Source organism: Labrenzia sp. OB1, from assembly GCF_001624695.1.
Classification (GTDB): domain Bacteria; phylum Pseudomonadota; class Alphaproteobacteria; order Rhizobiales; family Stappiaceae; genus Roseibium.
Window position 1 is genome coordinate 1 of the sequence record NZ_JSEP01000033.1, and the last position, 21,136, is coordinate 21,136.

Genomic DNA, 21,136 nt, shown 5'->3' on the forward strand with positions numbered 1-21,136 from the left:
AGGCCCGGGACAAGGAGGCCAATTCCTGGGAGCAATCGTTCTCCGGATACCTCAAGGAGCACCGTGACGCCATGCTGCAGATCCACCGACGGTCCAGCTCCTGGGAGGAGCTGCATGAAGGGTTCGCGCTCTATGATGTAGAGCTCCGCAAACGCGGCAACGGCTTCGTCTTTCGGGATAAGAAAACCGGCACGATGGAAAAAGCCAGCAGCGTTGACCGCGAACTCTCCCGGAAAAGGCTGGAAGAGAAATACGGCCCGTTCGAACCGGACAAGCACGGCGGCAAACGAAAACCCAAGCAACAATACCGCCGCCGTCCGCTCGATCCGCGCCTTGAACGTCATCCAGCCTGGAAGCGCATGACAGGCGGCCAGAACGGAAAGCGGTTGTCCTGGCGCCGGTTTCTGGAGCAACAGGCCGGCGTCGATGCGGAGGCGCGCGAAGCGCTCGAGCTGCAGAAATCATACCTCCAGATCATCACCGGAAAGACCCCTCAAAAAATCCGCACCCGTCAAATTAGATCCCGGAAATCGAAAGGGATGTCCCGATGAGCTGTTTTCTCCGTCAGGGACGTTTACAATGCCATCAGCCGTACTGCAGGACCGCCGAGACCCTGTAATCCCGAGCCCTCGCTTGCCTTCAGACACTCCGGAACCGGGGAATTCCGGTTGTGGAGGTTGTAGCCAACTGGGCGTGTCGTAAAGTTTGTCGAGTTTACCGTGTCTTGAGATTTGGCTGTTGAAAGAAGGCGCCTGTTTTGGAATTTTGCGTCATGATTCTCTCTGCCATCTTTGAAAAATTGAAACGCCAATCGAAAGCCGATTTCAAAGGGCGGCAGTTCGAAGACTGCCTGAATGATTAGCTAGGCAGTCTCCTGGTATTTGCGCTATCCGCTGAGCTATCGGGACCTGGAGGAGATGTTCCTGGAACGGGGCTTTGAAGTGGACCCGCTGACGAAAACAGTAACTATCCAGAAGGGACACGAATTGGTCCGAATGGCATTTCATTTCGGCCAGGCAAGAATGGGAAAGGTGGACGAATAGATATTCCTTCCGATGGCGATAAACCACATGAAACACTTCACTACTAGGATCACAAAATGAATACGTATTCCTTTGAGTGGAATGAGAATGGCAAGCTGGTTGAAGAATTGATGAAACCAATTACTTCTATTACAGCTCATTTTGGCAAAGCCCAACGCCCAATATCGATTGATTTAGTCCGATCTGATGGGGTTGCTATTCAAATTAGGTCCAAAATGCGCGATATCGAGGAACGTCTAGAAGTAGGGACCTTAGTTTTTTCTATAGGTCCCAGTTCGAATGATGATGCAAAAGATATCTCTATTTTCCAAGACAGTGTGGTACTTGAAACTATTGAGGTATTAGTCCTTGTTTACTCTTATGCGGAATTTGAGTTTTACTCGGGCATAATACTGAAGTTTTCAAATGAACAAGAATTTATGGTAGTATGTGGGGATAATCCTTATACATTGACGTTTTCTATTGATAAAGGGGAAACTCTCGCGTTTCCTTCTGAGTATCAAATAGATAATTACAAACTGCGAAATATATAATCTCACTTATCTGGAGCGCTTTTCCAACTTCATCGTGCTGCCAGCCGCGATATAGTTAAACAATTCAAGCGGGAATTTCTAGGAGACACCGTGCGTCAAGGTGTCTGTGAGAAATGATTAATTCTACTATGTACTGAAACAGTATTGACCTGACACATGCCGCTCTTTTGAAGCGGGGCAGACGGCTTGTTTATGGCGTTTGGTTTTCTCCACCTACCCGGCACCGTCAATCACCCAACTTCCGACATAGCTCATTTACGGTCTCCTGCAGCAACTATCCCTTCAGTTTCCACTACTCAGTTCAAGCCCTAGACCACTGCCGCGGACCGTGCCATCCTCGGTCTTCCCGTCCTCGTAGTGCTCTTCCACCCAAAGCTCCAGCGTCAGGCTTTCTTCGCCGCCAACGAGCCGCACGGCTTCCGAGCTGACGATGGTAAGGACCCAGTCTTCGTATTTGCCGTCCTCGTCGACCCAGGTCTCCTCGGCGCCTTCCTTCTCTTCGATCAGGAGCGCGCGGGCGATGCCCTTGCTTTCCAGGATGAAGGTGCCGACCAGACGCAGCTCTGGCAGATCCAACGGCTCGGCGGGTTCAGCAACCGGTTCTGTCGACAGATCTTCGGCCTCGGCCAGATCTTCCATCGGCAGTTCCTCGGCGGCTGGTTCCGGCGGAGTCTCGCTAGGCGGGTTCATCCCGATCAGCTCGTCCGGCGGGGGCTCAAAAGCAACCGGTTCTTCGACGACCGCTGGTTCCGGCTGACTGTCGTTGAAAAGATCGGGCAATTTGCGGTTTTCGGTGAAAAGCGGCGCGATCAGGATTTCGCGTTTGGCCTCCGCGCGCGGCCCGGCCCAGATGTCGGCGGCGGCCATCGCCGTGCCGGTACTGTCCTGGGGCGCGCCGCCGGGGGCAAGACCGCTTGTCTCAGACACCGCCATGAGGAACGGCGTGCAGACCGCTGCAGCCCCGAGCGCGGCGGCCAGACCGAGCGTCGGCAAAGGCGGCAGAGGAAGGGAAGGCAATGGCCGCAAAAAAGGCTTGATCATCCGGCGCTCTCCAGCTGATGCGGCGCATGGACCTCGAAGCGCGCGGCCATGGGCAGCCGGCTAGCCGCGCCGCCGCCGCTCGGCGCCTGATAGCGGCGCAGCATCAGATTGTCGACAAAGAGCATCGGCTGGTTGCGTTCAAGCGCGGTCAGAAGACCGACAAAAGCGGCGATCTCGCCATACCCCTCAATCACCAGACCGGCGGTCTCGATGCCTTCGGCAAAACGAGACTGGGTCTGTGAAATGCTGACGATGGTGACGCCGTTCGAGGAAGCCAGCGACTGCACGAGGCTTTGTACATTTGCGGCAATCACCGACGGACTGGTGCCATGCCAGGAGGCATTTGGCGCCGGCGCCGCACCCTCCGTGCCGCCGGTGCCCCTTGTGCGTGCGATCACGGCCTCCAGCCGGCCGAGCTGCTTGCGCGCGATGTCAATGTCATTGGTTAGCGTGGCTTGCGCCGTCACAAGCGGCGACAGCACAAACGCATAGGCCACCCAGACGATTACGGCGAGAAGGGCCAGCGCGGCGATGCGCCGGTCTCGGGCGGAAAGCTTGGTCAGCCAACTCATTCGGCCGCCTCCGCGCCCTCATGGGCAAAGCGGATATCGAAGCGTTCAGCCTTGCTGATCGGGTCGATGCGGATTGCGGTCGCAAAGCTGACGTCTTTCAGAGCCGGATCTTGTTCCAAGAGTGCGATCAGGGCGGCGGCAGTAGCGGTGAAACCGACGATCGAGCCGCCCTCACGGGTCAGCATCAGCTCCGACACCCAGGCGCTCTCCGGCAGTAGCCGGGTGATCCGAGCCCAGCTTTCGACCACCGAACTGCGGTCGTTTTTCAGCGCCTGCAGCTGCTGCACCGCCTCGGCGGCCTGTTCCTTCTGGGTCAGCGCCGCGCGCAGGTCCCGCGCTTCGGCGGTGCTGGCCGCGATCCGGCTTTGAAGGTCTTCCAGGGCAGCGGACTTGCGAGCATAGCTGACCCCATAGGTAGCGATTATAAGAAGGCCGAGGGCGGCGGCAAGGCCAATATTGAGCTTGCGCCATAACCGGGCCCGGCGCGTTGCCGGCGTTTCGAAGCGCTCGAAGGGCGGCGTCTTGGCGCCGGCGGACGCCGGACGGATTTCCTTCAGGATCAGGCCGGCGGTCTCGGCATGGTCTCGGATCCGGTCGATCAGCGCGCGCTTGACGATGATGACGTCTGTTTCTCCGTTGTCGCGCCGCCGGAACGTCCAGCTGGCATTGGCCGCGGAAAAGGGGGTTGTCGCGGCAAGTTCCAGACCGATGATGGTCCTGAGTTCGCTCGCCGGCACATTCGGATAGGTGGCGTTGCGCACTAGGCAAAGCGCCTCGGGGACGGTGACGATCAGCGGCCGCTTGTTGCCGTCGCCATCGCGCGCGCCGGCGGCAACGCCGGCCCAGCTGTCCGCACTGTCGGTTAGGCGGGTCAGGGCGTCCGGTTCCGGTAGCGCAGCCGTTATTTCTGCTTCGCCCGGCTGATAGACAGCGCGGATGTCGTCCGTGACCTTTTGCGGTAAACGGCTCCTGAGATCGACTCCCTGATGCGCCAGCTCGCCCAGCCACCACCGGCTAAGGGTCTGGAGCTCTTTCACGGCCGGTGAATATCGTACGCGGTTACTTAAACTCGACATGCCAAACTGCAAAAATCCTGTATAAATTGACAATATCGAAACTGCGTCCCGTCTGCGAGTAGAGTTTTTGACCGAGAGTACATTTCCCCGCCTGAATGACGACCGTGCCATGCATGATGCGCTCAGGGAGCTGGGCTTTCTGGAAGATCATTCGCTGGAACGGGCCTGGGCCGCCCATGAGCGCACCGGCACGCCGTTTCACGTTGCCCTCACGGAACTGGGCCTGCTCAGCCAGGATCGTCTGCTGCACTTCTGGGAAGACTGGCTGGAAATCGACCTCGTTGGCGAAGATGCGGTGGCCGATGCCGAACTGGTCGACCTGCTGACGCCACAATTCCTCAAAAACGCCCGAGCCGTGCCGCTAGGACAGGACGATACCGGTATCAGGATCGCAACCTCCAACCCGATAGACACGGCGACCTTCCAGACGATTTCCTATCTGGTCAATGCCGAGGTGATCCCGGTCGGGGCCGCGCCGCGCCAGATCGATGCGCTGCTGGCGGCCGCGCTCGACACCGGCGGTCAGGATCAGGCGGCTGCGGGCCGGGTCGAGGCAAGCGCGTTCTTTTCCTCCGACGCGGACCGGCTGACCGCGCTTGCCAACGAGGGGCCGGTGGTGCAGCAGGTCAATGGCCTGTTCTCAGAAGCCTTCGAGCGCCGGGTCTCAGACATCCACCTGGAGCCGCAGGGTGACGGCCTGACCGCGCGCTTCCGCATCGACGGCCAGCTGATCGACGCCCGCTATTTCGATCCATCCATGGCAACGGCGGCGATCTCCCGCTTGAAGATCATCGGCGGCATGGACATCACCGAACGGCGTCTGCCGCAGGACGGCCGCTCGTCGGTGGTTGCCGGTGGTCAGAAAATCGATCTCCGCCTGTCGACGCTGCCGACGGTGGACGGTGAAAGCATCGTCATCCGCCTGCTGGTCCAGGACGCGTCGACGCTGACCTGGGACGCGCTCGGTTTCGATGCTGGGACGCAGGCGCGTCTGGATGAAATCATCCGCCGCCCGGTCGGCATGTTCCTGGTCACCGGGCCGACCGGCAGCGGCAAGACGACCACGCTCTACACTGCGCTTGGCAAGCTCGACCGCAAGGAAAAGAAGATCATCTCGGTCGAGGATCCGGTCGAATACCGTCTCAGTGGTGTGATGCAGGTTCAGGTGCACCAGGAACTCGGGCTCGACTTTGCCAATGTGCTACGCACAACCATGCGCCACAACCCGAATACGATCATGATCGGTGAGATCCGCGACACGGAGACGGCGCAGATGGCGCTGCGCGCCTCGATGACCGGCCACCAGGTGTTCTCGACCCTGCATACGGACGGCGCGATCTCGTCGATCAACCGCCTGGCTGACATGGGGGTGCCGCGCTATCTGCTCGGCGCTCATATCAACGCAATCATGTCGCAGCGCCTGGTGCGCAAATTGTGTCAGGCATGCTGCGAATCCGCCGACCTGCCGTATCAGCCCTATGGCCGGGAAGGCGAATTGCAGGACTGGGGCGACATCAGTCACAAGCTGGCGCGCGGCTGCCGCGAGTGCAACGGCACCGGCTACAAGGGCCGCACGCTTGTGAGCGAGTTGCTGGTGCTGTCGCGGCACATCCGTCAGCTGATCTCGGAGGGGGCAAGCTGGCACGACATTCGTGCGGCGACCCGCTCGGAAGGCTTCCTGACCCAGTTCGAACACGGGCTGCACCTGATCCGGGACGGCATCACGTCAGTCGATGAAATCCTGGGCAATGTGGAACCGGCATGAAGCGGGAGGGGCCTTCATGAAACACTTCCGCTATTCCGCCTATCGAGCAGACGGAAAATGGCAAACCGGCGACATTGAGGCCCTGTCTCCGGAAACGGCTTTTGCCGCTCTGCGCGCCTTGGGCCTGACGCCGATCGACCTTGACGAAGGCCGGGCGGCACAAAGCGGCCAGGCCGAGACCTCGCTGCGCAAGCCGTTCTTTTACGATCCGCAGTTGATCGTGCGTACGATGCGCATGCTGGCGATCCTGGTGTCGCGCCAGGTGCCAGTGCCCGATGCGCTGGCGCTGACGGCGGATGCCGAAACCTCGCGCGCGGGCAGAAAACAGCTTCAGTCGATGAGCCGCAAGGTCGCGGAGGGACGCAGCCTGTCGGCGGCCATGTCGGAGGTCTACGGCTTTGCCTCGCCCTATATCTTGAGCATGGTCTCGGCCGGCGAGAACACCGCAACACTCGGCACCGTCCTAGAACGGGTCGCGGACCAACTCGACAAGGACCAGGAACTCAAACGCAAGATCAAGGGCGCGCTGGCCTATCCGCTGATCCTGATCATTGCCAGCATCGGCATGCTCATCTTCATCTCGCTTTATATGGTTCCCGCGCTGATGCCGCTCCTGGAGCAGAGCCGGGACGGCGTCCCCGGCGTGATCGGCTTCATGAACGACATGTCCACGTTTTTCGGCGACAACAGCTTGGGAGTATTGCTGGGTCTCGTCGGCGCGGTCGCGGGCATTGTGTTTGTTTACAAGAACCCGGGGACACGAGGAGTGCTGGAGGAACTCTGGTTCCGCCTGCCGGTGATCGGCACCATGCTGGCCAGCTCCGAGACGGTTCGGTTCTGTTCCAGCCTCGGCCTGATGCTGTCGAACCATGTTGCCCTGGTGCGCGCGCTCGATATATCACGCGAAGTCGCGCGCACGAGTTACTTCCGCAAGGCCATTGAATCTGCCGCGCCTGCGCTGAAGGAAGGCCAATCCCTGAACCAGGCCTTTGCCCCCTATGGCCGCTTTCCCAAAACCTTCAACGCGCTTGCGCGCGCGGGCAGCGAAACGAGGGCTTTGCCGGCGGCGCTCGGCCAGATCGCCGATGTGCAGCGGGCCATCTTGGAGAAACAGATCGAAACGGCAGTCAAACTTCTTCCCCCGGTGCTGACACTGCTTGTGGGCGGGTTTGTTGGCACCTTCGTCCTGATCATCGTCGACACGATCATGAGCCTGAACGATGCGATCTACTGACCCAGCAAAATCCGGCTTCACGCTACTGGAAACGCTGATCGCCTTCACGGTCTTCAGCCTGTTTCTGATTGCCGTTCACAAATCCTTCGTTACCGGCGTGAAAAGCGAGGCAAAGGCGGAGTGGTCAAACGAGATCGGCCAGGCGATGCGCTCCGAATTCGCGCGGATCGAGGCAGGCCTCGTGCCGGGACCGTTCTATGACAAGGACCTTTTCGAGCGCTACACGATGGAGGTGCGGATTTCGCCAGCGCCGGACAATTTCGGGGATGTACCGATGCACTCCGGAACATTGAAACTTGTCCGGATCCGCGTTCATGACGGTTCCGGAGGCAATGCGCTCGAAATGCGGAGACTGATGACACCGGAGGTGCCGTGATGCCCGATGCATCCGCCAATGCCGGTTTCAGCCTGACCGAACTGCTGGTGTCTCTTCTTATCCTAGGACTGATCTCCATGGCAGCGACATCGGCACTGTCCGTCGGCAAGCGCATCTGGGCCAAGGTGGAAGCAGCGCCAGACGTGACGCTCACCGATGCCGAGCTCAATCATTTGCGCCGGGCCGTGGCGCTCAGGATTGCCAAGAATGATGGAACCGGCGGCGGGGTGACGGGGAGTGTAAGCAAGCTTAGTTTTTCAGGTCTCAGCCAGACCGAAGACGGAATTTTCGAAAAGGCACAGGTTTCCCTGCACGTGACGGAGGGGGGGCTTGAGGTTTCAACTGAATGGGAAGGTGCTTCGAAGAGCGTGACCCTCAAGTATGTCAGCGTGGCCGGTTTCGGCTATCAGGCAAGATTGCCAACGGAACAATGGGTTACGGATTGGCCGGCAACCGATCCGGCACCGGCTCTGGTTCGGCTTACATTCGCCTCGGCGGAAGGAGAGGAGCCTGAAACGTTGATCCTGAAATTGCCTTAGCCACCCGCCGGCGCCGCCGTATCAGATCTTCTCAAGATCTCGATCCTCGCCTGATCCGCCCTTGGCACCGTCACGCCCGAGCGAATAGATGTCGTATTCGCCTTTCTGTCCCGGCGAACGGTAAAGATAAGGTCGGTCCCAGGGGTCGATCAGCGAGGCTTCGTTTTCCAGATAGGGGCCATTCCACTGGCTTGCGGAGGAGGGCGCAGATATCAGCGCGTTCAACCCATCGGATTCGGCGGGATAGCGCCCGACGTCAAGGTAATAGAGTTCGAGGGATGTGCCGAGTTCCTGGATTTGCAGTTCTGCGGTCTTGGTTTTCGAACGGCCCAGAAAAGCGATCGCTTTCGGCCCGGCAATGCCCGCTATCAGGGCCAGGATGGCCAAAGCAACCAGCATTTCCACAAGGGAGTAGCCTGCCTTCCGATTAACTTTGTGTTTTCGTTTGACCGTCATCTTGTTCACCATCGGGGCAATTCTTAAAAGCCGGCCTCGGGCAGGCCGAGAGCTGTTGAAATCCAAACAATCCAAATCGACGCCGCCAAGTGAGGGCCAAAGGCAATCCGAGCATCAGGTTGTCGTTGCCTCCTCATAGCAAACCTGTAAAAACTTGCAATAAGGCCCGAGGTTGCGGCAAGGAAAATCATAACAGCGAATAGAGGCAGGCCTATCCATACTGTCGCGGAGGCTGCCAGTTTGACATCGCCAAAACCAAGCCCCTCCTTGCCGCGCAACAGAAAGAACAGCCGGCTGAAAACAGCCAGTAGCAGCAGAACCAAGATTCCGCCCATCAGTCGCTGAAGCAGGAAATCCGGGGTCTCGATCAAGACAAAAAGCGCGCCGAGAGGAAACATGCCGATGCTCACGCTATCCGGGATTTCCATTCGCTGCAGGTCGATATAGGACGCATAACAGAGTGCGGCGAACAGAAGCACTGAGAATATTTTGACGGTAAGCGGGAAATAGGCAAGCGGAATGAGCAACGTCACAAGTGCTGGAAGGAAAAATGCCAAAGGTGTGGCCATGATCGGATGTCGGATGGTTCCCAAATGAGATCCGGCTATACCCTAGTGACGACACTCGGTCTAATGATTTTGATTTCCGGGCTGGTGGTCGGGCTGAACACTTTGGTGTCCGGCTCCATCCGCAACAGCGCGGCTTCACGGGCGAACCTTTCCGCGGATCTTGCCCTGGACAGTTCGCTGGAACTTGGCCAAGCTATCATTCTGGGCAACATCACGCTGTCCGCGACCGACAAGGCCCGGGTGCCGTTCGACGGTGCGCCAATCGCCTGTACGCTCGGCGCGGAGTTTGCCAGCATCTTGAAAATCCAGGACGTTGCGGGTCTTGTCGACCTGAGATTTTCTTCAGACGAGCTACTGACGGTTTTGTTGAGAGAGTTTACCCCGCAAGATGCCACTCACTCACTTTTGACGAGGATCCGTGAAAACGCCAACTCCGGCCGGTTTCTCAGTGCCGAAGACGTGTTACTCACCTCCGGGATCCAGCCAGACTCCGCCGAATGGATAGGTGCCTATAGTACGGTACATGGACGAGATCACAGGCTGGCTCGGGACGTAACCCCGAAAGAGCTTGTGGCCTTGATGGCCAGTGCCGGGCAGGACAATGCAGGCAACTTTGGAGCCAGTCCATCCAACGCCACATTCAAGCTCGAAACCTTTTCAAAAAGCCAATCCGGACGGGATGCATACAGCTCATCGCTCTACAGCTTCGACTACTCAAACGGTTTGGCATTTACCAGACTATTTGAAAAACGATGGCTGCGCCGGTCGTCACCAGGAAAAGATTTGTCAGCCATGTTGGCGAGTGCCGACACACTTGGGCTGCGCTGCTCGCAATTGTCCCTAAACTGAAGATCATAGCTCCAAATGACAGTCGTCGTCCCACTCATAGATCGTAGAAAATATCATTGCTAATATAATCAATTGTTTCTAGAACATTCTGAATTTCCTGGAGTGCTCGTACGTTTGGAATGTTTCTTGTTTGTGTGTAAAATCATTCCTAAGGTCGTGCGCGTTGCGCTGCCCTTTCGGAAAAAATTATTCCTATTAGCTGGTGTTTGGATAGCGCTTGCCGGCTGCGCTGCTGCCATATCCAACAGTGAATATGATCTTTCTGGCGGCAAAAGCGGTATCGGGTCGTCGCCGAGCGGTTTCAACAAAACGTTTCTTGTAAATGGAACAGCCCCGGCGCCAGGCGAGGTCCAAGGCGGAGCCGGATTTCAGCAAATCAGCCAGGAACAATTTCCCGGTGGGGTGAAGACCTTTAGCTATGCCTCCGACGAACGGGTCAATTTGAATTTGCAGCAGGCGTCGATCGGCGCGGCCGCAAAAGCCATTGTGGGCGAAATCCTCGGAAAAAACTTCATTATCTCACCCGGCCTGAAGGGTGAAGTGACCCTGCAGACAACAAACGCGTTGCCGGTCAAGGCACTTCTGGACGCTTTCAATACCATTTTGGCGTTCAACGGTGCAGGCCTAGTGGAGCGCGGCGATATTGTTTATATCGAACCTCTAGGTAAACTGGATGGCGTCTCGCCCGAGTTGCAGTCTAAATGGAGTGGAATGAACGGCGAGATAGGCCGATCGATCAAGATCGTGCCGCTTGACTTTGTCGCTGCCGCCGAAATTGCAGAACTTCTGAAGCCGCTGGTGGGCGAAGACAAGATTCTCCACATCAACCCCCGACAGAACCTCATCTTCCTGACCGGAAATCCGCGCGAGATTTCCGCCGCGCTTGATGCCATCAACTTGTTCGACATTGATGTGATGCGCGGTCAGTCTTTTGCCCTCATCCCTGTCAAGAACGCCGAAGCCGACGTCATCGCAAAGGAGCTGCAGACGGTGTTCGCGACGGAAGAAGGTGGCGCCTTGGCGGGCCTCGTCAAATTTGTGCCCAACAACAGGCTGTCTTCCATTCTGGCGATCTCTTCAAGGCCGCATTACCTTCAGGAGGCGCGCACCTGGATCCTGCGGCTCGACCGCGCTGCCGCCGGGGCGAACCAGCGTCTGTTCGTATATCCCGTCCAGAACCGCGAGGCGGAGGAGTTGGCCGAACTTCTTCAAGGCGTTTTGACCGGAGAGAAGAACAACAAGAACCTGACCGATTCAGAAAGCGGAACCACATCCACTTCGAGCACAGTAAACGGCTCACAGGAAGGCCGGTTCGATTCCACGTTTTCGGCGGCATCCGCGGATCGCGGAGTGACGCAAAATGGTCTTGCTGCCTCAAATCCGACTTTCAGCGCGGGGAAGATGCGGATTGTCTCCGACGCATCTAACAATGCTATCCTGGTTTATGCGACCCAGACCGAATACGAGTCGGTCTTGCCTATGATCAAGCGTCTGGATTCCTTACCCAACCAGGTGCTGATCGAAGCGACCATCGCTGAAGTTACGCTTACGGACGAATTGAAATTCGGTCTGCGCTGGTTTTTCGAAACAGGTAACTTCGCCTTTAAACTGTCAGATGCCGTCACCGGCGCGGTCGGCGCGACAAATCCCAGCTTTTCACTGTTATTCTCGGCAGGCCAAACCAAGATTGCGCTCAACGCTCTCTCCAGCATTACCGATGTCAACGTCATTTCCTCTCCCAATCTCATGGTGCTCGACAATCGTAAAGCGGTTCTTCAAATCGGTGACCAGGTACCGATCGCTACGGAATCTGCCGTCGACACCAGCAGCGACAACACGGTTGTCAATTCCATTGAGTTAAAGGATACCGGTATCATCCTGACGGTAACGCCCAGGGTGAATGATAGTGGCCGAGTCATACTGGATATTACGCAGGAGGTCAGTGATGTGGTCCGCACGACTACTTCGGGCATTGATTCACCAACCATCCGTCAGCGTAAGGTGACAACGACGGTAGTGGTCAATGATGGCGATAGCCTCGCCCTTGGCGGCCTAATTCAAAAGCGCGACGATGTGAGCAAGTCTCAAGTGCCTGTATTGGGCGATGTCCCCGTGATCGGCAATCTCTTCAAGCACAAGGAGGACACGGAACGGCGGACCGAGCTTCTGATTCTGATCACGCCTCATGTCATACGCGATTTCCAAGAAGCGAACGATGTGACTGAAGAATTCAGAGAGCAGCTTGGAGGCTTGAGAGTACTGGGCGAAAAACACCAACAAGGTCTGAAACACCAGTTGAACCGTGTACTGCGGTAACAAATTGAATATCCCTTTAAATACTGCTCACCGCGATTTTTCCACACCTCGTATTTTTGCGGTCAACAGAACCTTAATACCGCTGCGTATCAGCGGGAACGTTGAGCACTTGTGCGAATAAGCCAGGGATTCGAATGAGTTCCGAAGGATCGACATGCAAGAAGCGGGCGTGTCGCAAAGATTGTCGAGTTAACCGTGTCTTGAGATTTGGCTGTTGAAAGGGCGCTTCTGTAATTGGAGTTCCACGTCATGATTCTCAGTGCCATCGTCGAAAAACTGAAACGCCAATCGAAGGATGACTTCAAAGGCAGACAGTTTGAGGCCTGGCTGATCATCCAGGCAGTGTCCTGGTACTTGCGTTATCCGCTGAGCTATCGGGACTTGGAGGAGATGTTCCTGGAACGCGGCTTTGAAGTCGATCACAGCACCATCAACCGTTGGGTTCTGACCTACGCTCCTCTGATGGAGAAACGGTTGCGGCGTTTCCGCAAACCACATTGCGGCTCGGTCCGTATCGATGAGACCTATGTGCGTATCAAGGGTCAATGGCGCTATTTGTATCGGGCCATCGACAAGCATGGAAATCCGGTCGATTTCCTGCTCACGGCAAAGCGCGATCTGAATGCGGCCAAGCGGTTCTTTCGAAAAATGTTGCGGGATGCCCCACTGCTGTCACCGGGTAAAATCGGCACCGACGGTGCCGGCACTTTTCCTCCGACCATCGGGGACGCGGTTAACGTTGGTCTGCTTGCTTCGCGTCCGGTGCATTATGTGACCAAACATTTGCAACAAGGCATCGAGAGTGATCATTTCAGGGTGAAGAAGAACATGCCGAAGGTCGGCGGGTTCCGCTCGTTCAACTCAGCCAGAAAATCCATCGCTGGCTTTGAAGCCATGCGGTGGCTCAAGAAGGGCTTCGGCGCTACCGGTCAGTGGAGCGTTCGTGAACAGAACGATCTGATTGCAATGCTCTTGGGAATTGAAAGGGTTAACAAAGCCTGAAAAACGATCTCAAATCGGGAGAGATCTGCCTGCTGACGAAAATTGCGACACGCCCATGCTATCACGGGGTGGCCTCTTGAGCTTTACCGCGGCCTTAGGGAATGGGCTTCTTGCGACGACGAGACGGCCTGGCACACGGGCACTTCCGAAAAGTACCGGTCTGCCATCGCTGCCTTTGTCTCTGAAAAAGATCTGGACCGAGAGAGTGCATTAGACCTTGTCCATAGCACCCGCATCTTCGACATCGACGGCAACGAAACCACCTATTGGGTGGAGGAGCACAATGCCTACGATGCGTTTGACGCGATTGACGAGGACCTGGGAGAGCCCCCGGCCGCATTTGAACTGTCGCATCAATTCGGCGAGTTTGAATCGTTCTTCCCATCCGCCAATATCGCGCTGATTGACTTGCCGCTGCTCGACATCATCGACGTGCACAAGAGCATGTTGGAAGAATACGAAAACGACGCGCAAAAACAGGAACATCACTAGGCGGTTGAACAAAATGAAACCCCGCCAGCGTCCGTAGGCGCTCGCGGGGTTATTGGTCCAGGATTACCAACGCAAATTCTGGGTTTGCAGCGCCTGGCGGTCAACGCAACTCGTTGAGCTTGTTCTGCAAGCGGGCACCGTCCGGCGTCGCGAGCAAATTGAACACGTCCTTGTTTGCCTCCTTCGGGTTCAGCACAAGCCAGTAGTCGCCCGTCACCCGGGTTTTGCCGCCCTCGGCCTGGAACGTGAGTTCAAGGAAGGAAACCGGCGCCCCCTTGGTCCGGTCCTTCAGCGGGTTGTTGTCGTTGACGTTGGCCGGGAGCGTTTTGTCGAAGAGCAACCTGCTGTCCGCTTCACGGGCAACCTTGAAGCCAAGCGTCGGCCTCGTGAAAATGGCCTTTGAGGCGGCTCTGGCGGCCGCCACGTTCTTGGATGTTACGACGGTGGGCTTGTTTGCCTGGGAGAATGTGGTCCCGCCATCGGTGGTCTGACATGCCGCCAGGAAGGCAGCCGCGCATGATGCAATCAGGAATTTTCTCATAAGTTCACGGTCCTCGTGTTTTGGGAGCTGGATTTCCTTTGTTCCGTCGCCGGAACGGGGGAACGGCCTGTCAAGGTCGGCCGGGTTCCCGGCCGCCGGCACCGGGGAGCCTTGACAGACCGTGGGGACGAGCCCCCTGCCCTTTGAATTTGTCTGGCGGAACGCCAGTCCGCCGCGCGCCGCGTATCAGCCTGACCATCAGGTCAGACCGCTTTCCGGCTGGGCCTGCTTCAAGAGCCCGAAGACGGATCTGTGAAGGTGGAGCTGTCCCCTGCCCGCCCTGGCGAGCATGCCGCGCAGATAAGCGCCTGGACTGGAGATGGGATTGTCGGGGTCGGTCATGCGTCGTTCCACGAGGACGATTGAGACGGCGGCCGCGGCCGAGCCGATCTCCCCCCGCAACTTCGCCCACAGGCTCGGGCTGACGCCGATCCAGGCAGCGGCGGTGGCGGCGGCGCTGTCCAGGGAGGACCAATTTCCCCTCCCCTGCCCGGCCTCTCCCGCAATCAGCTCGCGCATGAGTTCGCTGGCAACATCGGTCACCTGATCGAAGCGTATATGTTCGATCCCGGTCGCGCCGCCGGACCTTTCGGTATCCTGGCTGTCCTGCGCACCAGTGGGAACATCGGGGCCTTGTGCCCGCCCCCTACTGCCCTTTTCCATGCCGCCCGCGTTAGCGGGCTCCGTTTGCCCGATAACTTCATCGCCGTCCGGTAATGTCCGTTCGCGACTACAAGTCCCTACGGGATTTTGCCTTGTATCTTCCGTATATTGGTGCCGGAAACCCTGTTCCGCCTGGGCGGAAATTTCTTGATCGAGAACGCAGGTCAAAGCTTGTTTCAGGCGCGCAATCGCGCTCTCCAAATCCAACCGGAGTGAACACACTGCAATCGTCGGCCAGGCCTTCTTGCTGAAGCTCCGGCCAGGGATCCGTTGTAAGAGCTTTTCTGCCGAGCAGGTTACGTCTGCGCTGAGGTCATGGGCATGAGCGTGCTCCGCCAGATAGCTCAGCACACGGCGCAAGGATCTGATGCGGCCGATTTCGGAGCTGCGCAATTGAAGGTCAGCAGCATCCGCCTCGCCCATCTTTTCGATGTCCGCAAACCGTTCGATGAGCGGCGTCAGCACGATGCCGTAAGCATCGACGAGTTTCCCGGTCTCGTCGCGCTTGGCATATCGCCGATGGTTTCCGGAATCGTTCCAGAGGATCAGGCCTTTCCGGGCAAGACTGGCCTCGTAGTTTCGGATCGTGCGGTCCTCGACATCGAAGTGCGCGGCAAGGGTCTTGACCCGGGAGTAGGCGACCGGTGCCCTCCCCTGCTCCCAGTCCTCGGCCTGGGTCATGCAAATCTGATGCTCAAGGTAAGCGAGAACAGCTGGCTTGATGTCGAGCGCGCGACGCGCCCGTTTAAGAGCCTTGATCACGTCGATTTTGGTCTTGCCTTTTGGCAGACCGATCGAGGGGACGAGGATCCCCGATGAAAACGCGCGGCGGTGTTTTGCGGCTTCTGCAGCGTCAATCCAATCCGGATGCGACGGGTAACCGGGTGTGCTTCACCAAGGGCATCCTGCACAAGTATGGCGACACCCAGGCAGGCATCGAGCGCCTGGCCGGCGTTGCGGCCCATGAGATCGGGCACCTGCGAAATTGGGATACCAGGATCAACATGCTCCTGCATTACCTGACTTTGCCGGTGACTCTCGGCATTGGCCTCGCCAACACCACCATCAACCGCATTCCGATCATTGGCCTGATCTTCACACTGGCGACTGTCCTCTTCAGGCTTCCGTGCAACATCGCGCATTTCCTGAACGGATCCACGTCCCAGCTTCGGGAGTACCAGGCCGACAGGTTTGCGGGAAAGCTGATGAACGGCGTCGGAATATCGGAGTTTCTGGATGACATTTCGAACGTGAGCGAACTGCCGGGCGACACGTTCTCCGACTGGCTCATGCGCACCCATCCGCCGAGCGAGCTCCGACACGACGAACTGACGAAGGCGTCAAGCTGAGATCAACCAGTTGGTGCTCAATTCGGCATGGCGTTATCAGCACCATGCGCTCTAAAACCTGTCAAGGCCACATCCGGGCGGCATGAAGAACGCGCAGCACAGTGACCCCCGCTGGGGTTTCAGCATAGACCACGACGTAGTTAGGCCGAACAACCAGCTCGCGTGTACCCCCAACCCTGCCAGGGCGGCAGCGTTTGGGGTGAGCCGGGAGTTTGGCCACTTTACTCTGAATTTCCTCAATCAAGGCAAGAGCGGCACTCGGGTTGTCGTCCGAGATATAATCGACAATCGCCATTAGGTCCGCGATTGCTGAAGCCTTCCACTGTAATTCAGGCACGCCGCTTGCCGTCGATCATGGCGCGTGCCTCCTGCATCACCTGGTCGTGCGGTGTAGGCTTGCGCGGGTCGGCCAAAGCCTCCTGCACTTTGCTACGGAACCAGGCGTCATAGGCATCTGGATCTGCGGTCAGCCCGGCGGGTAGACCGCCTTCAGCAGCAACGCGTGTCAGCAGGATGCGCACGGCGTCCGACAATGTCAGACCGACACCGGACAGAGCATCAGTTGCTTGCGCCTTGAGTTGATCATCCACGCGGACGTGTAGCATCGAGGTTTTGACAGGCATGGCAGTTCTCCCGTTTCTGAAGAGAGTTTGTCTCTCATTTGAGATACAGTCAACCCGTCACCATGGCCCAAGAACTCTGTCTCCGCCCTCGCGAGGGTCAGACGAGGCCATGCAGTGACTTATGGAGGTGGAGTTTTCCGTCCGCTGCCCTGTCGATCATTGCGCGGAAATATCCTCCCGGCGATGTAATTTGCTCGGGATTTCGGAGGGCTTTTTCAGCAACGACGGCGAGACATGCGACGGCGAGATATCTGCCTTGGCGTTCTACGGCATTCCGGTATCCGGCTGGACTTAGGCCGATCAACATCCGCAACTGGTCTGCCGCATGGCAAAGCATTGTCCAGTTTGAAAATGACAAGCCCAGATCGTCCTGGACGTTGGAGCAGGCTGATTTGATGAGGCCAATTGAAACGCCGTCGAGGTTTGTTTCCGCGGATTTGCCTCCCGCAGCCCTGACTGCTTGGCGCTTTGGGTGTTGTTTTCGACTGGCGGCTCCGCCAGGCTCCTTTTCAAGAGCCTCTTCAGCGGCGTAGCCGTTGTCAGGATAGTTTTTGATTTCTTGCTCGTTAGAGCAAGTCCGGGTTCTATTACGTTCAAATGAGTCTGTTGGGGTTGTAATAGATAAAGGGCTGACACCAATGTCACCCGCGGATGACATTTCTGTTTCATTGAGAGCCTGTTGAGCGGCAACAGCATCCAGATAGATTTTCTCGATACGACCTGCTCGCTCGAACACGTCTCCCTCAGCCCCGTCATGAATGGCTTTGATGCGCGTCAGGAAAATTTCGAACTCAGAACCAAAGGCTGCTAACATATCCACTACGGCGCGAGAACAGCGCGTGATTGTGCGTTTGGCTTCCTGCTCGGCTTTGAGGCGACGCTGAAAGGCATCTGCCTGCTGCTTGAAGACCTCAAGATTGAAACACGCGGGGGTGAAGTCCAGGCCATAGGCTTGTTCGGCCTCCCCTGCCCGGCCGCGATATACGAAACGTCGCCCTGTAGGACTGTCACGGTAAGCGAGAATCCCCGCCTCAACGAGTTTTTTCAGGCAACGTGTAACCGTGCGCGTGGTCTTGCGGGTGTAGTCTGCAAGACGCTGGTTGGAGATCGCCACGACCGGACGCCGACCCGCCTTGAAGTCGTCGCCCTGGACGAGCCCCAAAAGGATATCGAGCACGTGGTAGGCTGTGCCGTCGATGCCAAGCGCCGGCGCAACGCGCTTGAGAACCAGCGAAACATCCTTCTTCAAAACTGCAGGTCTGTCTTCCTGGGCGGCCAAATGCGCGCTCGCAAGAACCCCTGCAGAAACCTTGCGAAAGCTCGCGATCTGCTGAGCAGTGGACATAAGTCCCCCTTCTCCGGAAACGAACCAACGCAACCGGACCTATTGAGTTTGGATGGGAGACAGGCAAAAAGACGCAATAAATCGTGCTCTGTTACGAGACAGAACTTGCCTTGCGTCACAAGTGATTCTAAAATCTTAGTCGCTGAACCGAGGTTTTAGGCACTTGTGCCAATCTCAATTAGGACCCGCCCTTGTGGCGGGTTCTTTTCGTCTTAGGCTTCTTCGTTGCTTTCCCCTCCCCTTTCCAGATCCTCGAATTCGGTTATCAACGTCGAAATTCGCTCCTCGACGAAATTCGCGAATTTCGGTTCGCTCTTGACGTTGATCGTGATTTTCATTGCACTCGAAGATCGCTCGATATTCCCGTAGGAACGGGTAGTCGACTGGATCGGCGTTTTCGATGGTCTGGGATTAGCTGTTCTAGCTTTGTCCGCCTTTTCTGCAGCACGCATAGCCAAATCGAAGCGCTTGTTCGAGTCTGCGTTCGTCCAGATTTCATGACCAGGCAATCCCCGGACAGCTTCCACAATTGATGCCTTTCGGGTCCCTTTCTCAATAAGCTGCCCGAAAGCCTCCCATCTTGTTCGCCCGATTTTTGGCGCCGGTCCGATGTAAATGCAGATATCTCTCGGAATTTGTCCAGCGATCGCTGTCATCTTGGAGATAATCGTCTCGTTGCCCACGCCAACAGATTCTGCAATCACTTTGCGGCTGTAACCAGCTTGCGTCAGTGCCTGCGCATACATCGCTTGTTCAATAAAGCTGAGGTTCTTTCGCTCATTGTTTTCCAGCCCCTGAGCAACGATGAGCTGCTCGTCCGTAAGGTCTTCAACAAACGCCCTGACCTTGCGGCCCAGAACTCTAGCTGCTTCGTTCCTTCTTGCTCCGTATGCAAGCTGATAGGCACCGTCCACTTCGGGATGCGGCCGAACCAGGATTGGCAGTTTCTGTCCGGAGGCCTCCATTGAAGCAACCAAACTTTGAAACTGAGGATCATCCTCTGTCCATTCCATTCGATCCGGAATCAAAGACGGCAGTACAAGACCAGGGTCTAACTCATGTATCTTTGACTTCTTGAGCTCTTCCCTGAGGTTGAGATTATCCTTTTCGATGCTCGCAAAGCTTGCCTGCAGCGCCTTGGTAGGAGCAGTCGTCATCGATTTCTCGATCAATTTTTCACTTGCAGCTTGCTTGGCAAGCGCTTCGGGGTCGACCTGGCCGAACATACCAGCGAGCTTCTTGGCCCTAGTGGATGCTTTTGAATTGTTCATCTTCGGCCCCAGACCTTCAGGATTTCACCGTAAATCTCTTTGTTCGCCGCATTTACCGCTTCCGTCGCGCGAATGTACGTATCTCGACTGACAGCTCCTCGCTCCAATTCATACAGCGTCTTGTTTTCAAGACCTGCATTCGTGATCGCGGTCGTCTCCAACACCGCAGACGTCAAAACGCTTTCGCCAAATAGTGAACGAAGCATGGCGGCAATGTTAACCTGAGGCACGTCGTGAGGAACGTGTCGAGTCAGAAGAAAGCGGAGAAAATCATGGTCGACAGAGGCACCGAAGTGCGCCATCTGTTCGAGCATTTCGTCCAGCATATAGAGAAACTGGTTCATGCTCGCGACATCGATCATCGCCGACTGAACTGGTATGATAAGACCGGTAGCAGCGTACACCGCATTTAACGTCAAGTAAGACAGCTGCGGCGGAGCATCGATCACCACAACGTCATACTTGTCCTCAACGCTTCGAAGGGATGTTGCAAGACGGCGAATGAAGTACTCATCACCAAGGTAATTGTTGCTGATGATTGCGGCCGGGGTCTCATAGTCAAAGTACTGGAGCTCGCTCTGACCAGGCACAATATCCAATCCCGCGAAATAGGTCGGGCGTATCACCTCAGGCAGAGAACGGCGGTCTTCATCATATCGCAGTACCGCAAAAACCGTTTCGTTATCGCCGACCTCCAGAACTGGCTGAACGCCAAGCATTTCGGTCAGGCTGGCTTGTGTATCTAAATCGATCGCCAATACTCGAAGGCCCTGTAACGCGAGAAACTGGCCCAAATGCAAGGCGGTCGTGGTCTTCGCACATCCGCCTTTGAAGTTAGCGATGGCAATAACCTGCATCTTGTCGCCTTCGCGGCGCTGGGGATCAAAGGCAGTCGCTTGCGAGGGTCGCCGCTCAGCCAGAAATTTTCGCAACTCATTGATTTGCTCGAGCGAGTAAATCCGCCTGTTGCCTTCGGAGCGGTCCGGCATTGGCCCCTCCCCATCCAACGACATTTGTCGTAGCGTCGCAGGCGAAATACCGACAAGATCGGCAACTTCGGACGATGAAAACGAGCGAAGCTGCTTTCGCGCTTCCGGTGGATAGTTAAGTTGCCAATTATTTTTGATTTGCGTGCTGAGCAACGCTGAGAAACGAGAGATTTGCCCTCGCGTGCTGTTGGGGTCCAAAGTCTCCTCAACCTCGACGGTTTCGGTCATGTCTTTAAGCTCCGACGCAAAAAAGTGCGTTTTCTGGAAAAAAGTGTCGATTACGAAAAAGAATGAAATAACGATTCCTGTCAATGCGTTTTTGGTTAACGCTTATTAACTTTTTGAGTCAATTCAACCAGTTACAACTTGCGTCGTAGAAACGAAGGGGGATTCACAGGCACGCTGACGAGTGGCAAATTTCGTTCTTCGGCAGTCTGATCGCACGGCGTGACAGATGTCACGGGCCTAAAAGGCTGAACAACAACACATTTT

General features: G+C 56.7%; 22 protein-coding genes and 2 pseudogenes. 12 read left to right on the forward strand and 12 right to left on the reverse strand.

Going from position 1 to position 21,136, the window contains the following annotated elements:
• The 3 genes and pseudogenes from OA90_RS25630 to OA90_RS25635 form a co-directional block, all read left to right on the forward strand.
• A pseudogene (locus tag OA90_RS25630) lies at positions 1 to 551 on the forward strand (relaxase/mobilization nuclease domain-containing protein); the annotation flags it as partial.
• Between the two features lie 221 nt (positions 552 to 772).
• A pseudogene (locus tag OA90_RS28235) lies at positions 773 to 947 on the forward strand (IS6 family transposase); the annotation flags it as partial.
• 152 nt (positions 948 to 1,099) lie between these two features.
• The gene (locus OA90_RS25635; protein ID WP_068419613.1) at positions 1,100 to 1,576 is read left to right on the forward strand and encodes a hypothetical protein; all 477 of its coding nucleotides are present in this window, start codon (positions 1,100 to 1,102) and stop codon (positions 1,574 to 1,576) included.
• A gap of 282 nt (positions 1,577 to 1,858) precedes the next feature.
• On the opposite strand, the gene OA90_RS25640 is transcribed toward OA90_RS25635, so the two are convergent.
• From OA90_RS25640 to OA90_RS25650, 3 genes are read right to left on the reverse strand one after another with little or no spacing between them, the layout of a single operon-like run.
• Positions 1,859 to 2,617, reverse strand: a complete 759-nt coding sequence (locus tag OA90_RS25640; RefSeq protein WP_068419615.1) for a hypothetical protein — start codon at positions 2,615 to 2,617, stop codon at positions 1,859 to 1,861.
• Positions 2,614 to 3,189, reverse strand: a complete 576-nt coding sequence (gene gspM / locus OA90_RS25645) for a type II secretion system protein GspM (RefSeq protein WP_068419617.1) — start codon at positions 3,187 to 3,189, stop codon at positions 2,614 to 2,616. The genes OA90_RS25640 and gspM overlap by 4 nt, the downstream gene beginning before the upstream one ends.
• Complete coding sequence (locus OA90_RS25650) at positions 3,186 to 4,226, reverse strand: PilN domain-containing protein (RefSeq protein WP_068419620.1); 1,041 nt, start codon at positions 4,224 to 4,226, stop codon at positions 3,186 to 3,188. The genes gspM and OA90_RS25650 overlap by 4 nt, the downstream gene beginning before the upstream one ends.
• Positions 4,227 to 4,332: 106 nt before the next feature.
• Here OA90_RS25650 and OA90_RS25655 point away from each other — a divergent pair, with 106 nt between their 5' ends.
• The 4 genes from OA90_RS25655 to OA90_RS25670 are packed head-to-tail and all read left to right on the forward strand — an operon-like array spanning position 4,333 to position 8,179.
• On the forward strand, positions 4,333 to 6,030 hold the full coding sequence (locus OA90_RS25655) for a GspE/PulE family protein (RefSeq protein WP_156510656.1): 1,698 nt from the start codon (positions 4,333 to 4,335) through the stop codon (positions 6,028 to 6,030).
• A gap of 16 nt (positions 6,031 to 6,046) precedes the next feature.
• On the forward strand, positions 6,047 to 7,264 hold the full coding sequence (locus OA90_RS25660; protein ID WP_199823840.1) for a type II secretion system F family protein: 1,218 nt from the start codon (positions 6,047 to 6,049) through the stop codon (positions 7,262 to 7,264).
• The gene (locus tag OA90_RS25665; RefSeq protein ID WP_068419628.1) at positions 7,251 to 7,640 is read left to right on the forward strand and encodes a prepilin-type N-terminal cleavage/methylation domain-containing protein; all 390 of its coding nucleotides are present in this window, start codon (positions 7,251 to 7,253) and stop codon (positions 7,638 to 7,640) included. The genes OA90_RS25660 and OA90_RS25665 overlap by 14 nt, the downstream gene beginning before the upstream one ends.
• On the forward strand, positions 7,640 to 8,179 hold the full coding sequence (locus tag OA90_RS25670) for a prepilin-type N-terminal cleavage/methylation domain-containing protein (RefSeq protein ID WP_068419629.1): 540 nt from the start codon (positions 7,640 to 7,642) through the stop codon (positions 8,177 to 8,179). Before OA90_RS25665 ends, OA90_RS25670 begins: the two co-directional genes overlap by 1 nt.
• A gap of 21 nt (positions 8,180 to 8,200) precedes the next feature.
• On the opposite strand, the gene gspG is transcribed toward OA90_RS25670, so the two are convergent.
• Together gspG and OA90_RS25680 are read right to left on the reverse strand one after the other, a co-directional pair.
• A complete protein-coding gene (gene gspG, locus OA90_RS25675; protein ID WP_068419671.1) occupies positions 8,201 to 8,635 on the reverse strand; it encodes a type II secretion system major pseudopilin GspG in 435 nt (144 codons plus the stop codon).
• A 23-nt stretch (positions 8,636 to 8,658) separates the two neighbouring features.
• Complete coding sequence (locus OA90_RS25680; RefSeq protein WP_068419630.1) at positions 8,659 to 9,204, reverse strand: A24 family peptidase; 546 nt, start codon at positions 9,202 to 9,204, stop codon at positions 8,659 to 8,661.
• Between the two features lie 24 nt (positions 9,205 to 9,228).
• Between OA90_RS25680 and OA90_RS25685 the strand changes: the two genes are divergently transcribed.
• From OA90_RS25685 to OA90_RS25705, 4 genes are all read left to right on the forward strand, one after another.
• On the forward strand, positions 9,229 to 10,053 hold the full coding sequence (locus OA90_RS25685; RefSeq protein WP_156510657.1) for a hypothetical protein: 825 nt from the start codon (positions 9,229 to 9,231) through the stop codon (positions 10,051 to 10,053).
• 132 nt (positions 10,054 to 10,185) lie between these two features.
• On the forward strand, positions 10,186 to 12,369 hold the full coding sequence (gene gspD / locus OA90_RS25695; RefSeq protein WP_244274712.1) for a type II secretion system secretin GspD: 2,184 nt from the start codon (positions 10,186 to 10,188) through the stop codon (positions 12,367 to 12,369).
• Positions 12,370 to 12,618: 249 nt separating this feature from the next.
• Positions 12,619 to 13,371 carry an IS6 family transposase gene (locus OA90_RS25700; RefSeq protein WP_068419640.1) on the forward strand — a complete coding sequence of 251 codons (753 nt, stop codon included), beginning with the start codon at positions 12,619 to 12,621 and terminating at the stop codon, positions 13,369 to 13,371.
• Positions 13,372 to 13,413: 42 nt separating this feature from the next.
• A complete protein-coding gene (locus OA90_RS25705) occupies positions 13,414 to 13,863 on the forward strand; it encodes a hypothetical protein (protein ID WP_068419641.1) in 450 nt (149 codons plus the stop codon).
• Positions 13,864 to 13,963: 100 nt separating this feature from the next.
• On the opposite strand, the gene OA90_RS25710 is transcribed toward OA90_RS25705, so the two are convergent.
• Entirely contained in the window at positions 13,964 to 14,404 is a 441-nt protein-coding gene (locus OA90_RS25710; protein WP_156510658.1) for a hypothetical protein, read from the reverse strand.
• A gap of 198 nt (positions 14,405 to 14,602) precedes the next feature.
• Entirely contained in the window at positions 14,603 to 15,925 is a 1,323-nt protein-coding gene (gene repC / locus OA90_RS25715) for a plasmid replication protein RepC (RefSeq protein WP_347876843.1), read from the reverse strand.
• Here repC (OA90_RS25715) and OA90_RS25720 point away from each other — a divergent pair.
• Positions 15,883 to 16,416, forward strand: a complete 534-nt coding sequence (locus tag OA90_RS25720; protein ID WP_068419648.1) for a M48 family metalloprotease — start codon at positions 15,883 to 15,885, stop codon at positions 16,414 to 16,416. The genes repC (OA90_RS25715) and OA90_RS25720 overlap by 43 nt on opposite strands.
• 61 nt (positions 16,417 to 16,477) lie before the next feature.
• On the opposite strand, the gene OA90_RS25725 is transcribed toward OA90_RS25720, so the two are convergent.
• The 5 genes from OA90_RS25725 to repA form a co-directional block, all read right to left on the reverse strand.
• Positions 16,478 to 16,753 (reverse strand): type II toxin-antitoxin system mRNA interferase toxin, RelE/StbE family, encoded by a 276-nt coding sequence (locus tag OA90_RS25725; protein ID WP_082837285.1) that lies wholly within the window; start codon positions 16,751 to 16,753, stop codon positions 16,478 to 16,480.
• Positions 16,746 to 17,039 (reverse strand): type II toxin-antitoxin system RelB/DinJ family antitoxin, encoded by a 294-nt coding sequence (locus OA90_RS25730; protein ID WP_068419650.1) that lies wholly within the window; start codon positions 17,037 to 17,039, stop codon positions 16,746 to 16,748. Before OA90_RS25730 ends, OA90_RS25725 begins: the two co-directional genes overlap by 8 nt.
• Positions 17,040 to 17,136: 97 nt before the next feature.
• Positions 17,137 to 18,384, reverse strand: coding sequence for a plasmid replication protein RepC (repC, locus tag OA90_RS25735; protein WP_068419652.1), 1,248 nt, complete (start codon positions 18,382 to 18,384; stop codon positions 17,137 to 17,139).
• 212 nt (positions 18,385 to 18,596) lie between these two features.
• The gene (gene repB / locus OA90_RS25740; RefSeq protein WP_068419654.1) at positions 18,597 to 19,655 is read right to left on the reverse strand and encodes a plasmid partitioning protein RepB; all 1,059 of its coding nucleotides are present in this window, start codon (positions 19,653 to 19,655) and stop codon (positions 18,597 to 18,599) included.
• Complete coding sequence (gene repA, locus OA90_RS25745; RefSeq protein ID WP_068419676.1) at positions 19,652 to 20,872, reverse strand: plasmid partitioning protein RepA; 1,221 nt, start codon at positions 20,870 to 20,872, stop codon at positions 19,652 to 19,654. Before repA ends, repB begins: the two co-directional genes overlap by 4 nt.
• Positions 20,873 to 21,136 lie beyond the last annotated feature (264 nt).